This is a genomic window from Lederbergia ruris (assembly GCF_018332955.1).
GTDB lineage: Bacteria > Bacillota > Bacilli > Bacillales > Bacillaceae_C > Lederbergia > Lederbergia ruris.
Genome location: NZ_BORB01000014.1, coordinates 18,033 through 31,387 on the forward strand (window position 1 = coordinate 18,033; position 13,355 = coordinate 31,387).

The 13,355-nt window shown below is 40.9% G+C and carries 14 protein-coding genes; 10 read left to right on the forward strand and 4 right to left on the reverse strand.

The features are described 5' to 3' along the window. Positions 1–309: 309 nt before the first annotated feature. A complete protein-coding gene (locus tag KI363_RS09750; RefSeq protein ID WP_158321428.1) occupies positions 310–1,575 on the reverse strand; it encodes a BaiN/RdsA family NAD(P)/FAD-dependent oxidoreductase in 1,266 nt (421 codons plus the stop codon). Between the two features lie 322 nt (positions 1,576–1,897). Between KI363_RS09750 and KI363_RS09755 the strand changes: the two genes are divergently transcribed. Beyond that, positions 1,898–3,511: a putative polysaccharide biosynthesis protein gene (locus KI363_RS09755; RefSeq protein WP_212966222.1), complete on the forward strand. Its 1,614-nt coding sequence runs from the start codon at positions 1,898–1,900 to the stop codon at positions 3,509–3,511. A gap of 128 nt (positions 3,512–3,639) precedes the next feature. Here KI363_RS09755 and KI363_RS09760 read toward each other — a convergent pair whose 3' ends face one another. Continuing rightward, positions 3,640–3,825, reverse strand: a complete 186-nt coding sequence (locus KI363_RS09760; protein ID WP_158321426.1) for a hypothetical protein — start codon at positions 3,823–3,825, stop codon at positions 3,640–3,642. Between the two features lie 248 nt (positions 3,826–4,073). Between KI363_RS09760 and KI363_RS09765 the strand changes: the two genes are divergently transcribed. Continuing rightward, positions 4,074–4,793 (forward strand): pseudouridine synthase, encoded by a 720-nt coding sequence (locus KI363_RS09765; RefSeq protein ID WP_212966223.1) that lies wholly within the window; start codon positions 4,074–4,076, stop codon positions 4,791–4,793. Positions 4,794–4,888: 95 nt separating this feature from the next. Here KI363_RS09765 and KI363_RS09770 read toward each other — a convergent pair whose 3' ends face one another. After that, a complete protein-coding gene (locus tag KI363_RS09770; RefSeq protein ID WP_158321424.1) occupies positions 4,889–5,107 on the reverse strand; it encodes a DeoR family transcriptional regulator in 219 nt (72 codons plus the stop codon). 241 nt (positions 5,108–5,348) lie between these two features. On the opposite strand from KI363_RS09770, the gene KI363_RS09775 reads away from it, so the two are divergent. From KI363_RS09775 to KI363_RS09805, 7 genes are all read left to right on the forward strand, one after another. After that, entirely contained in the window at positions 5,349–6,056 is a 708-nt protein-coding gene (locus KI363_RS09775; RefSeq protein WP_158321423.1) for an ATP-binding cassette domain-containing protein, read from the forward strand. Beyond that, positions 6,046–7,221, forward strand: a complete 1,176-nt coding sequence (locus tag KI363_RS09780; protein ID WP_212966224.1) for an ABC transporter permease — start codon at positions 6,046–6,048, stop codon at positions 7,219–7,221. The genes KI363_RS09775 and KI363_RS09780 overlap by 11 nt, the downstream gene beginning before the upstream one ends. Positions 7,222–7,280: 59 nt before the next feature. Continuing rightward, positions 7,281–8,714, forward strand: coding sequence for a dipeptidase PepV (pepV, locus tag KI363_RS09785; protein WP_212966225.1), 1,434 nt, complete (start codon positions 7,281–7,283; stop codon positions 8,712–8,714). Between the two features lie 26 nt (positions 8,715–8,740). Then, the gene (gene dat, locus KI363_RS09790) at positions 8,741–9,598 is read left to right on the forward strand and encodes a D-amino-acid transaminase (protein ID WP_212966226.1); all 858 of its coding nucleotides are present in this window, start codon (positions 8,741–8,743) and stop codon (positions 9,596–9,598) included. Between the two features lie 63 nt (positions 9,599–9,661). Further along, positions 9,662–10,204 (forward strand): RNA 2',3'-cyclic phosphodiesterase, encoded by a 543-nt coding sequence (gene thpR / locus KI363_RS09795; protein ID WP_212966227.1) that lies wholly within the window; start codon positions 9,662–9,664, stop codon positions 10,202–10,204. A 42-nt stretch (positions 10,205–10,246) separates the two neighbouring features. Then, positions 10,247–11,203, forward strand: coding sequence for an NERD domain-containing protein (locus KI363_RS09800; RefSeq protein WP_212966228.1), 957 nt, complete (start codon positions 10,247–10,249; stop codon positions 11,201–11,203). Between the two features lie 236 nt (positions 11,204–11,439). Further along, positions 11,440–12,255 carry a phosphotransferase family protein gene (locus tag KI363_RS09805; RefSeq protein ID WP_158321417.1) on the forward strand — a complete coding sequence of 272 codons (816 nt, stop codon included), beginning with the start codon at positions 11,440–11,442 and terminating at the stop codon, positions 12,253–12,255. Here the strand turns inward: KI363_RS09805 and KI363_RS09810 are convergent. Further along, a complete protein-coding gene (locus KI363_RS09810) occupies positions 12,250–12,528 on the reverse strand; it encodes a YtzH-like family protein (RefSeq protein WP_158321416.1) in 279 nt (92 codons plus the stop codon). The genes KI363_RS09805 and KI363_RS09810 overlap by 6 nt on opposite strands. A gap of 139 nt (positions 12,529–12,667) precedes the next feature. Here KI363_RS09810 and trmB point away from each other — a divergent pair, with 139 nt between their 5' ends. Next, positions 12,668–13,309 (forward strand): tRNA (guanosine(46)-N7)-methyltransferase TrmB, encoded by a 642-nt coding sequence (trmB, locus tag KI363_RS09815; RefSeq protein WP_158321415.1) that lies wholly within the window; start codon positions 12,668–12,670, stop codon positions 13,307–13,309. The last annotated feature ends 46 nt before the right edge of the window (positions 13,310–13,355 follow it).

Genomic DNA, 13,355 nt, shown 5'->3' on the forward strand with positions numbered 1-13,355 from the left:
GTAGTTGATGGTGCTGCCTTTTTGTATGTGGAGAGAGAAGAACTTTAAAAAAGTAGGGGAGCTCAGCATGGCCGTGTCGAAAATAGAGAGAACTCCCGAAAAGCGTAACGGCGCAAGCCACCGCCGTCCCCGAAAAACGAAGAACTCCCAAAAATCGTAACGGCGCAAGCCTCCGCCGTCCCCGAAAAACGAAGAACTCGGAAAAAGCGTAACGGTGCAAGCCACCGTCGTCCCCGAAAAACGAAGAACTCGGAAAAAGCGTAACGGTGTAGGCCCCCGCCGCCCCCGGAAATGGGAAGACTCTACTACTCACTCTTTTTTTCCATATAGAGCGGCATTCATCCCAGCGAGTCTCCCCGTGACCAGGGCAGCTGTAATATTATATCCTCCTGTATAACCATAGATATCCAAAATCTCCCCACAAAAATGGAGCCCAGGCATCCATTTGGAGGCCATTGTTTTCGGTTCGATTTCTTTTACAGAAACACCGCCACCGGTGACAAAAGCTTTTTCTAATGGCAGTGTTCCATTTACCTTGAACGTGAAATGTTTACAGGCTTTTGCGAAGGCCCGTAATTTTTCGGTCGGAATGGTGGCGCAAACCTCTGAAGCATCAATTTCACAGTTAGTTAATAAAAATAATAAGTAACGTTCAGGTAATAATCCTTTGAGTGCATTTTTTATACTCTTTCTTGATTCGTCTTCCTTTATCTTTTGGATTTTTTGAAAAAGTGCTGCCTCCTTCTGATCAGGCAGAGCGTCAATTGCCATCACCACTTCATCCTGACTGGATTTTTTCAAAGCTTTGACAACAAATTGACTACAGCGCAAGGCAGCAGGACCCGAAATACCAAAATGGGTAAAAATCATGTCCATTCTATGGGTAATCACAGGTTTCCCATTTGGCTTCAACACACTGAGCGCCACATCGCGCAAAGACAAACCTTGTAATTGTTTGTCTTTGATAAATCCTTCATTCGAGGTAATCGGCACTTCGGTTGGGAATAGCTCTGTAATCGTATGTCCAGCAGCTTTTGCCCAGGGATATCCATCCCCAGTTGAACCGGTTTGGGGAACAGATGCGCCTCCAGTAGCGATCACGACAGCGGAAGCCGAAAGTTTTTCCCCAGAGTTCAAAAGAACACCTGTGGTGTTCCCCTCTTCATAAAGCACTTCCTGAACAGAGGTATCTAGCCTCACTTCCACTTCTAACTCACTCATCCGCGTTAAAAGCGCATCAACCACGGATTGTGCCCGATTGGAAACCGGAAACATGCGTCCATGATCTTCTTCCTTTAACGCAATCCCGAGGTTTTCAAAAAAAGCAATAATATCTTCATTATTAAAAATGGAAAAGGCGCTATATAAGAAGCGGCCATTGCCGGGAATATGACGAATAATTTCATCCAACGGCAAGCGATTTGTTACATTACAGCGTCCTCCCCCTGAAATCGCTAATTTCTTGCCAAGCTTATGGCCTTTATCAATTAATAAAACTTTTGCCTGATATTCTGCGGCGGCGATGGAAGCCATTAATCCTGAAGGACCCCCGCCAATCACGATGACATCGTACATTTTTTGTTCACATCCATGTTCAGTACTTTCATTAAAATACTATGAACAATTCATAAACTCAAGCGTGAACTCATTGTCAAATTCGGTCGATAGCTGTAAACTAGTGAATAGTGTGATAAAATTTATTTGCTGAAAATGCGAGTTCAAAAAGGAGGATAAAAAGGACCAAGAAGTTCGAGGCGGCGAAGCCTTCGAGCAGCGGAATGTATGCATTTAGATACATGAGCAGCGGAGAAGCAAGCCAACGAAGAAATTCGCAGTGTCATTTTTACCGGACTTTTTGAACATCCGCTGAAAATAAAAATGGAGAGTTCGGGAATGTATGTCTTCTAAACTAATTCGTGGAACATTTATATTAACGTTAGGTACGATTTTATCTAAAATTTTAGGTCTCTTTTATGTCATTCCTTTTAAAGCGATTATCGGTGGGGAAAGTGCTTATGCCATCTATAATTATGGTTATACCCCTTATATGATCTTTATCAGTATTGCTACAGCGGGAGTTCCGATGGCTGTATCCAAGTATATTGCGAAATATAATGCATTAGGCGAATACGAGGTTGGTCATCGACTATTTCGTTCAGGTTTGATTGTGATGACGCTAACTGGAGTTGTCGCTTTCTTTGTGATGTATGGGTTAGCGACACCAATCGCGGAAATAATCTTAACAGGAGCAGACACGAAGTATACCACTGCCGATGTTGCCTCTGTTATTAAAGCGGTCAGTTTTGCTTTAATTATCATCCCAGCCATGAGTTTAATCCGTGGCTTTTTCCAAGGCAATCAATCAATGGGGCCATCCGCAGTCTCCACTGTGATCGAACAATTGGCAAGAATTATTTTCTTGTTGGCTGGAAGTTATACGGTCATCTATATTTTGAAGGGGAGTGTTGTGACTGCTATTGGGGTAGCGACATTCGCCGCCTTTATTGGGGGGATTGCCAGTCTTATTGTCTTGCTTTGGTACTGGAAAAAACGCAAACCAAAATTGGACGAGCAACGTCTGCAAAGTAAAGGGAAACTTGATGTTTCGCTGACCAATATGTATAAGGAAATTATCGTCTATGCGTTTCCTTTTGTTATGGTCGGAATCGCCAATCCCTTATATTCAGCAATTGATCAGTTTACATTTAATCGAGCGATGGCCGCCGGAAGCCAAGCCGCTGAAGCCTTGGATGCGTATGGAACTTTAATGTTAAATCATAAATTGGTGATTATCCCGGTATCTTTAGCTACAGCCTTTGCGATGACGTTGGTTCCATTAATTACGGAATCCTTTGTAAACGGAAATCGAAAAATTCTCTTCCGGCAACTGGATCAGACGCTTCAAGTTTTATTATTTATTACATTACCAGCAGCATTAGGACTTACGATATTAGCAGAACCTTTTTACACCGTGTTTTATGGGTATTCGGAGCTCGGAACAGAGGTACTGAAAACCTATGCGCCTGTCGCCATATTATTTGCTTTATATTCTGTGACCGCGGCGATCTTACAAGGCATTGACGAACAACGTTTTACGGTTTTAAGTCTTTTGACAGGGATTCTCGTTAAATTAAGCCTGAATATCCCACTAATTAAAGCCTTTGGCACAGATGGAGCAGTCTATGCAACAGCTCTAGGTTATCTTGTCTCCATAATCATTAACGCGATTGTCATTAAAATATTTTCCGGGTATCCCTTAAGACTTGTGTATAGAAGGGTACTTTTGATTGTCATTTTTAATGTCATCATGCTTATCCCTGTTTATTTCGTGTACTATGGCTTGCATTCGATTATGAACCCGGAATCTAGGGCGCAGGGACTTCTACTAATCTTGATTTGTGCTACTATCGGGGCGGTGATCTACGGCTTCTTAAGCTTGAAATCTGGATTAGCTGATCGGTTATTTGGAGATCGATTGACAAGATTTAAAAGAAAGTTGGGAATGAATTAAAACCCTATCGCAGATATGTAAAAAGCCCGATTACCTCGGGCTGAAATTTTTCAAGGAAGGTAAGACTATGGCGAAAGAACAAGAGGAAAACCTCTATTCTAGAATCTGCCCTTGTTTGTTAAGTCATTTTAGTAGTAGCCTGTTTCCTCATATCCCGGTCGCGGGAATCCCCCATGGCCTTCTAATCTGGACACTCTTCGATCGAGGCGATTGAATTGGCGCTCTAGTCTCTGTACTTGGTTTTCCAAGCGTTCAACCCTGCGTTCGAGTCTTGATTGATCAGGCCAACCGGGGAAAAATTGTTGTGGCGCCATCTCCCCCTGAAAGGGCTGTGGTGTCTCCTGCTGAAATTGCGGTGTCATTTGGCCGGGAAACTGCATTTGACTCGAAAACGGATTGGGCATTTGTTGGCGAAAACTCATTTTATACGTCACTCCATTTCATTGTCTCTTCCACCATTAGCCTATGTAGAAGTTTACAAACGGTATGGGCATGGGCCTAAAGGGGAGGAATAATCTTTCCGCAAGACACTGATTTGAATTGTAAAAAAGGAGGGGTTACGATGAGACTCGATAAGCTTTTAGCGAATACGGGTTACGGTAGTCGGAAAGAGGTAAAAAAGCTCTTGAAAAATGGCAGTGTCACGGTTGAAGGTGAAGTGGTGAAAGATCCGAAAACGCAAGTGAACCCAGATCAACAATCCATCTATGTTCATGGCGAAGAAGTTCATTATCGCGAATTCATTTATTTCATGATGAATAAACCCGGGAATGTGATTTCGGCAACCGAGGATTTACATGAAAAAACCGTGATCGACTTATTGCATCCAGATGATGCCGTATTTTCTCCATTCCCAGTAGGCCGATTGGATAAGGATACGGAGGGATTGCTATTATTAACCAATGATGGGAAACTAGCTCATCAACTGCTTTCTCCTAAAAAAGATGTACCCAAAACGTATTTTGCTGTCATTAAAGGACATGTTACTGAGGAAGATAAGCGGGCATTTCAAAAGGGTGTAACCTTAGATGATGGCTACCAAACAAAACCTGGATTTTTAGAGATTTTAAAAGCAGGCGAACGATCAGACATTGAATTAACGATCACAGAGGGAAAGTTCCATCAAGTAAAAAGAATGTTTGAAGCGGTGGAAAAACAAGTAAGCTATTTGAAACGAATTTCGATGGGGCCTTTGCAGTTGGATGAAGAATTAGCACTTGGAGAATATCGGGAATTAACAGAAGAAGAAGTATTACAATTAAAGAATAGCGCAATAAAATGACTGCCCTCCATTTATAATGGGCAGTCTTTATTTGTCCATATAGAAGATATAAAAGTCCAATCCTCTTTTTTGAACAAAACACTTATCGTTATGAGTTAGGTTACCTTAACCTTTTTCTTAGTTGTTGTCCATTTTCCGCGTCTAGGGCTACTGATTAGGTCATTGTATTCTAACACATTCAAATCCCTTTGAATGGTGCGAGGTGTGCTTCCAAATTCATCCACAATCTCCCGTGTTGTAACGGTTCCGTTTTCTAGAATATATAAGTAAATGGATTTGACTCTGGTAAGCATTCTATTCGTTGACGGTTTCAATAAAACCACTCCCTCATCTTTAATCCCATGGCAGTACGTTGACATCTTGCCTCGTTAAAGAGATGGTAATTTCCCGCAGACAACTCCTTCTAAGTATATTCTATTTTCGGACAGTTCTATTTTAACGCATTTATGAAAAAATGAAAAGGGATAAGCACTCGATTTGGCAATATTGCGGAACTTTTCACACACTTATCCGTATATGTAGAGAAGCATTATGATATTAATAGGGAGTGAGCACGTGGCTTTGTTAGAGGTGAACATCCAACAAGCAGGTTATCAAATGAATAAGGGAACAATTGCCAATATCGATTTTTCCATTGGACAAGGCGAATTAATCGGCATGATCGGAGCCAATGGTGCTGGAAAAAGTACAACGATTAAAGCGATTTTGGATGAATTACCCTTTATAGAAGGAGAGATTTTAAGAGCGGAAGGCAGTAAGCTGTCCTATATTCCAGAGCGTCCCTTATATTATCAAGAACTCACGCTTTGGGAGCATTTTGAGTTTGTGGCCGCTGTGGAAGAGCTAGAAGAAGAGGCCCTCCGCTATGCAAAAGACATCTTGCGACAATTTCGCTTATCTGCCCATCTTCATGAATTTCCAGGAAACTTTTCTAAGGGCATGCAACAGAAAGGGATGCTTGCGCTTGCTCTATTTACAAAACCAGATTTGCTGATCATCGATGAGCCGTTTATGGGACTGGATCCTAGTTCCACGAAACTCCTTTTAGATCTCTTAGAAGAAGAACGGAGCAAAGGAAAAGGCATTTTAATGTGCACCCATATTTTGGATACAGCTCAGAGAATGTGTGATTCTTTTATCATTATTGAAAAAGGAAGAATGAAAGCGAGAGGTCGCTTAGATGAAGTGCTAGAGCAATGTGGCGCGCCAGATGGTAGTCTCTATTCATGTTTAGATTTAGAGGATGAAGAAGATGAAGAGTAGCAAGCTATTTTGGCTGAGATTGAAGCAAGAATGGGAGCATCGGTTTCGTACGATCAAATCAATTGTGGATTGGACCGTGTTTGTTTATTTCGTCCTGCCTGCAACCGTGATTTCCTTTTTTATCTATCGTTCCTGGTGGCTGGAAATACCTAATTGGATGGAAGGCATGCCTATCCAACTACTCGCATTATTCTTTTTCCTATTATGGGGAGATCATTTTCACACTTATGTAAGGGAAGCAGATCGCATCTTCCTCAGGAAAAACAAAAAATTGTTTCTGCAGTTAAAACAGTGGGGGATTCTCTATTCTTATTGTTTTCAATGTTTATCTGTTTCGGGTCTAGGGATCGCGATTGCCCCATTCTGGTATCAGCATTTTCATTTACATACAGGGAATTTTCTGCTTTTTGCAGGACTTTGGGTATCTTTAAAATGGTTGATTATGTCAATAAAAGGGAAATGGAATGTGCAGGTGCGTGGGTGGAGAAGTTTGTTAAGGGGAATTCCACTTGTCATAGGGGCCTTGATCATTTGGGAACTTGGATTTCGGCTGTTTATACAAGAGGAAGCTGGATGGCTTCTACTACTGATCGTCATCAATACCGCTCTATCGATTTTGTTCGTCCGTCGTCGTTTTACGTCCGTATACAACTTCGAACAAGACTTAGCGATTGATGAACTGGAGAAAAATAAATATACGGAAATGATCTTTCAACTTTCATTGGATATCGAAAAGCAACCAAGAATTTCGACTAATCGAACGAAGCCGCGTTTATACGCACAATCAAATCGCTTGTTTAAAAATCGCAATGAGAAAACCGGTTATTTAGAATTATTTATCAAAGCCGTTACCCGAAACTCGCAATATATTTTCCAATACTTGCAAATCATTAGTGTCACTTCCGCTGCGATTATTCTCTTACCACCAGTATGGTTGAAAATCGCTGTGATGATATCAGGCGCGCTATTTTTAAGCACATGGGTGGGAAACACGTGGCGAAGAATAGTCGAAGAACATCCCTTTGCAAGAAAATATCCTAAGGAATGGGGCTATTTCCAAGCGAAGAAAATTGTCACAGAGGCATTGCTGATCCCATTTATCGTCATTGTCGGTTTGCTCGTGATTGTGCGACTTTTTCTGCTCACGCAAATTCCAAATTTATGAAATGGAAAAAAAGGTATATAATAGGAGAAGAGAATTTTTGAAAAAGGAGTCATGATTGAATGGCGAAAATAGACTGGAAGGCAGAAGTGGAAAAAAGAAAAGACACCATTCTTGCGGATTTACAAGGACTTCTGCAAATCCCGAGTGTGCTGGATGAAGCAAAGGCAACAGATGAAGCTCCCTTTGGTGAAGAGGTGAAAAGAGCATTGGACTATATGCTTGAGCTTGGTCAACGTGATGGATTTTCAACGAAAAATACAGGCGATGTAGCCGGGCATTTAGAGACAGGGGAGGGAAAGGGCTTAATTGGTGTTTTAGGGCATGTCGACGTTGTTCCAGCAGGGGATGGATGGTCGGATGATCCTTTTTCTGGAGTTGTGAAGGATGGAAGAATCTATGCAAGAGGCGCAATTGATGATAAAGGGCCAACAATGGCCGCTTATTACGGCATGAAAATTGTGAAGGAATTAGGCTTGTCGCTCGAGAAAAGAGTACGACTGATTATTGGAACAGATGAAGAAAGTGATTGGCGTTGTGTGGATCACTATTTCGCGGTAGAAGAAATGCCAGAAATGGGGTTTGCACCTGACGCTGATTTCCCGATTATTATCGCGGAAAAGGGAATTGCTGACTTTGACCTTGTCCAAGATGTAAAAGAGACGGGAGATTCCCATGCGCCGATTACCTTATTATCCTTCGTGTCTGGGTTGCGCTATAATATGGTTCCTGATCACGCCAAAGCCGTTCTTGACATCAAAGATGGCCATACAGAGTTTATTCAAATGTTCGAAGATTTTCTGGATACACAGGATCTACAGGGAAAATATTATGTTGAAAGCGGCTATTCGATTATGGAACTTCATGGCATCAGTGCCCATGGTTCAGAACCAGATAAAGGTAAAAACGCTGGTTTATTATTAGCCAACTTTTTATCGACACTTGAACTGGACACAAGAGGGGCTGAATATATGAAAGCGGCTGTGAATTTCTTTTTTGGAGATTCACGGGGGCGTGCACTTGGAGTAGCTTACCAAGATGATATATCAGGGGAATTAACGATTAATGTCGGGAAAATGTCTTATAATGAACATGAAGGTGGCCAGTTCGGGATTACGATGCGCTATCCCGTGACCTTCAACCAAGAAGAGGGGAAGGAAACGATCGAAAAGGTGTGTAAAGAATCTGGTTTTCGGCTTGGGCAGTATTCCAATTCTGAACCTCATCATGTGCCAAAGGATTCTCCTCTTATCCAGACATTGCAGGCTGTCTATGAAGAACAAACCGGTCAGCACGCAGAACTATTGGCGATTGGGGGCGGAACCTACGCAAGATCCCTTGATTCCGGTGTAGCCTTTGGCGCTTTATTTCCTGGGCGTCCCGACGTCGCTCATCAAAAGGATGAATATATGGAACTAGAGGATTTGTGGCAAGCAACAGCGATCTATGCCCAAGCCATTTACGAGCTAGCAAGAGAAAAAAATGAGCACATTTAAATTTCTATAAATAGGGGATGTTCATAATGGGAAAAGTATTGGTAAATGATCAATTAATCGAGCGTACAGAGGCTGTTATTGATATAGAGGATCGTGGTTATCAATTCGGTGATGGCGTATATGAGGTCATCCGAGTGTATGATGGGGATGCTTTTACGGCGGAAGAGCATTTGGATCGTTTTTTGCAAAGCGCGGAAAAAATTAAAATGAAAATGCCCTACGATAAGCAGCAAATGCTTGATTTCATCGATTTATTGATCAAGGAAAATCATCTTCATGATGGGTCGATTTACATGCAAGTGACAAGAGGGACAACATCTAGAAATCACATCTTCCCAGGAAATGACATAAAGCCTGTTTTAACCGCCTATACGAAGGAAGTTGAAAGACCAAAAGAAAAGCTTGAAAATGGTGTAAAAGCCATGGTTGCAGATGATATTCGTTGGTTGCGTTGTGATATCAAAAGCTTGAATCTTTTACCGAATGTTTTAGCGAAACAGGAAGCAATGGAGCAAGGCTGCTATGAAGCGATTCTTCATCGGGATGGCACGGTAACAGAAGGTTCCTCTTCCAATGCCTATGTAGTAAAGGATGGCAAAGTCATGACCCATCCAGCAACCAACCTCATTTTAAATGGGATTACGCGACAAGTTATTTTGCAACTTTGTCAGGCTAATCAAATTCCTGTTACAGAAGAGGCGTTTCAATTAGAAGACTTAAGAACGGCAGATGAAATCTTTATTTCCAGCACAACCTCTGAAGTGATGCCGGTTGTCCAGCTTGACGGACAATCAATCGGTGATGGGAAACCAGGACCTCTTACAAAAAAACTGCAGACTTTATTTCAAGAAAAAATCGAAGCTGTAAAAACTCAAAAAATGTAAAAGAAATCCGATGTTTAAGAAGAGGACCTTAAACATCGGGTTTTTCTAAGGAGGATGACCGATATGGCAGAACATTATTTTTTTGCATTGGCATTACCTGATCCGATTAAAGAAGAGTTAGCGGTACTAAGTAAAAATCTACAGAACACCTTTCCTTTTAAAAAGTGGGTGCACCCAGCTGATTATCATATTACCTTAGCTTTTCTCGGGGCAGCGGAAAAAGGCAAACTAGAAAGTGCAATAGAAAATATCGAGAGGAATCTTTTCGAATTCAAAGCCTTTCACCTAGAAATTCCCCATCTTGATACATTTGGTCAGCGGATTTTTTGGGCAGGATTAAGTGAATCCAATGCGTTGGTAGGCTTGCAAAAAATGGTTCACACATCCTGCCAAAACGCCGGTTTTTCCTTAGAAGAACGTCCTTTTCATCCCCATATCACCTTGGCGCGGAAGTGGACTGGCGAGCAAGGATTGAAGAAGGAACAACTGATTTCATATTATCCATCCCTCTCATTTTTAGCGGATGAAGTGGTTTTATATCAAACGCACCCTGATAAAACGCCGAAATATGAAAAAGTAAAGACATTCTCCCTCTCTCATTCATAATAGGCTATAATAGATGTACAAAGTAAGGAAGGTTACATATAAATGGCGCAATTACTAAAACTGCAAGACTATGTTTCACGTTATGAAACGGACTTATCTCGTTATCCCTCGCAATTCATTCGTCTAAAAAAACAACAATGGGTAAAAATCAAACAAGCATGGGAAACTGGAGAGACTTCTTTCCCCAATCATATACCGGTAGAAACAGACATTGTCCCTGAAAAGGAAAAAAGATTTCCAAAGTTAAAAAAGCTGTTTAAAAGAAAGGCAAATGCCATTGAAATCCCTATTGAATCTTTTGATGAAAATAGGACTCAACAAGATCAAGAGGAAAATTTTGACTTTGCAACGCCTCTTCATGCGCAAACAGAAACGGAATTAAAGCAACGTTTTCTTGATCATTTATTGCTTTTTCAGTTAAAATGGGCGAGTTCTACCGTGATGGAAAAATCCTTTGTCGATCGGCGTTTTTATATAGACGAGCGATTAAAACATTTTCTTCAACGCTTTCCGGATAATTATTTTCTGTTTTATGAACCGATTTTTTTATTAAAAAAAGCGCCAGTCGAAGTGGAAATTTTATTGCTCACTCCTACAGAAATATGGTGTTTATCCTTTATGGAGGAAGCGGATCAGGCTACTTATATCGGTGAGAATCAACATTTTTGGACAATGAAAGTAAAGGAAAAAGAAAAGAAGGTCTTAAACCCTGTGATGTCCGTGAATCGAATGAAAAAAATCGTCAAGCAGCTTTTTCAGTTGTATGAAGTGGAGTTACCGATACGGAAAGCGATTGTCTCCCGGAATGGCTTTATCGATTATCCCGATGCTGCAGTTGACTTAACGATTTTAGACCAACGAACATATGGAGAATGGTTCGAAAAAGCAAGAAAAACGCCCTCTCCAATTAAAATGATGCAAATCCGGGCGGCGAAAGCCTTATTAGATTATGGACAAACAACTGCTTTCCACAGGCCTAATTGGGAATCGGAATCATAGGATTTTTTAAAATCATAAGTCACTTTTCTTAAGAGTTAGAGTACAAATTTCGTCCTTTTGGTGGGCGCTTACGCTTTTCTTAAGAAAATCAAACTTTCAGCAATTGCCACTTGACGAAAAATGACGATTAACGATAAAATTATAAAATACAGATGGCTATTCTATTTCAGTCAATAGCGATCTTTTTTTCTTCTAATGATACTACTATTTGTTGATATAATTGAAGGTGAAATTAGGTGGAACATTTATTGGGGCAGGATTGGGAAATTATACCTGCCGGTGGAGCAACCGGTGAAGCTTTTTTTGCAATCAAAGATAATCAGAAACTGTTTCTCAAACGAAATTCGTCCCCATTTTTAGCTGTTTTATCAGCGGAGGGGATCGTCCCAAAGTTGATTTGGACAAGAAGGATGGAAAACGGTGATGTCGTATCGGCCCAGCAATGTTTAGCCGGCAGGGAATTTTCTGCAGAAGAAATGGCGGGAGAAGAGGCGCCAAAACTTTTAAGAAAAATCCACGAATCAAAGCCGCTTTTAAGTATGATGGCGCGGATGGAGAAAAAACCTTACGGTCCCGATTCGATGCTTCATGATATTAAGTTGACATTGGATCAAGGGTTATTTTCCATTTCCACGATCAGAGAGGCTCTTCATTTTCTTGAAAAAGAATGGACAACTGTACAGAGTAATGATTGGGCCGTTTGCCATGGGGATGTCAACCATAATAATTGGTTGCTTTCCGACAAGGGGGAAACCTTTCTAATTGATTGGGATGGCGCCACGATCGCCGATCCCGCTTTTGATTTAGGGGTGCTTCTACATTGGTATGTTCCGAAAAACAAATGGTCTCACTGGTTAAGTCATTATGGAAGTCCACTTACTGCGAATCTTGAATGGCGGATGAAATGGTATACGATTGCTCATACTTTATTATCCATTCAATGGCATCAAACAAGAGGACATTTGTTTGAAGTGAATTATTGGATAAAGGACTTAGACAATTATATGAGAAATGATTATGCTTGTTCTTATCCTTTGACAAAGCCTTTATGATAAAGTATTGATAACATGTACCCACTGGGAAAGCTGGTCCCGGTGGGCCTTTATATGTTGATCAAAATCACTCGAATTTTTTCCTGTTTGCGAATAGCTGTATATATCGTGTAAAAGAGGTTCCATCTCTTGTGGCACCGAACGATTCGCAAGTAAAGATTTGATCAAACGTTCTACTTGCTCATATTCTGCGACGGAGCCACAACAGTCCTCTAAATGATTATTGATAATATCTTGTAATAGATTGACTTGATCTTGGTGATTTAACGACATGCTTTTTTTCTCTTCCTTTCCAATGAGTTGCTTGTAGTTTGCGTAGATGAAAAGCCTTTATGCTTACTTGATTTTGGAAAGCAAGGGATGTAGCATTTTTTCAGACAAAAGGAATAATGAATCAGAGGTGTTTTGAAACATGCGTGTAAGACATAAACCATGGGCAAAGGAGAAAATAGCGCAATACCCTCAATATGTCATCCCAAATCCGCAAGACTATGCGGGAAAATGGGGAGAACTTTTCGGAAATGACCATCCACTCCACATCGAAGTGGGAACAGGGAAAGGACAATTTATTGCGGAAATGGCGCGCGTTCATCCAAAGATTAATTATATCGGAATTGAACTACAACAAAGTGTGATTGTCACGGCGCTAGATAAAGTATTGGAAACAGATGTACCGAATGTAAAATTATTACATACAGATGGTGCTGATTTAAGAGACTTTTTTGCCCAAGGAGATGTTGACCGGGTTTATCTTAATTTTTCTGATCCATGGCCGAAAAACCGCCATGAAAAAAGGCGCTTAACCCATGAGTCCTTTTTAAAAATTTATGAAGATATCCTTGTAGATGAAGGGGAAATTCATTTTAAAACCGATAACCGCGGGTTGTTTGAATACTCGCTTGTGAGCTTCTCCCATTATGGCATGAAGTTAAATGGAGTATGGTTAGATTTACATAATAGTGATTATGAAGGCAATATCATGACCGAATATGAAGAGAAATTTACCGCAAAAGGCCATCCGATTTATCGCTGTGAAGTGCAGTATACGAAATAAACCGTGCAAACACATGAAACCATAAAAATGTTCATGTGTTTTTTTC

What these genes read in the sequence shown, in the direction of transcription:
- trmB (WP_158321415.1), top strand. Translation starts at nt 12,668, where the DNA reads ATGCGTGTAAGACATAAACCATGGGCAAAGGAGAAAATAGCGCAATAC.
- KI363_RS09755 (WP_212966222.1), top strand. Translation starts at nt 1,898, where the DNA reads ATGTCTTCTAAACTAATTCGTGGAACATTTATATTAACGTTAGGTACG.
- KI363_RS09780 (WP_212966224.1), top strand. Translation starts at nt 6,046, where the DNA reads ATGAAGAGTAGCAAGCTATTTTGGCTGAGATTGAAGCAAGAATGGGAG.
- KI363_RS09810 (WP_158321416.1), bottom strand. Translation starts at nt 12,528, where the DNA reads ATGTCGTTAAATCACCAAGATCAAGTCAATCTATTACAAGATATTATC.
- pepV (WP_212966225.1), top strand. Translation starts at nt 7,281, where the DNA reads ATGGCGAAAATAGACTGGAAGGCAGAAGTGGAAAAAAGAAAAGACACC.
- thpR (WP_212966227.1), top strand. Translation starts at nt 9,662, where the DNA reads ATGGCAGAACATTATTTTTTTGCATTGGCATTACCTGATCCGATTAAA.
- KI363_RS09760 (WP_158321426.1), bottom strand. Translation starts at nt 3,825, where the DNA reads ATGGCGCCACAACAATTTTTCCCCGGTTGGCCTGATCAATCAAGACTC.
- KI363_RS09800 (WP_212966228.1), top strand. Translation starts at nt 10,247, where the DNA reads ATGGCGCAATTACTAAAACTGCAAGACTATGTTTCACGTTATGAAACG.
- KI363_RS09765 (WP_212966223.1), top strand. Translation starts at nt 4,074, where the DNA reads ATGAGACTCGATAAGCTTTTAGCGAATACGGGTTACGGTAGTCGGAAA.
- KI363_RS09750 (WP_158321428.1), bottom strand. Translation starts at nt 1,575, where the DNA reads ATGTACGATGTCATCGTGATTGGCGGGGGTCCTTCAGGATTAATGGCT.
- dat (WP_212966226.1), top strand. Translation starts at nt 8,741, where the DNA reads ATGGGAAAAGTATTGGTAAATGATCAATTAATCGAGCGTACAGAGGCT.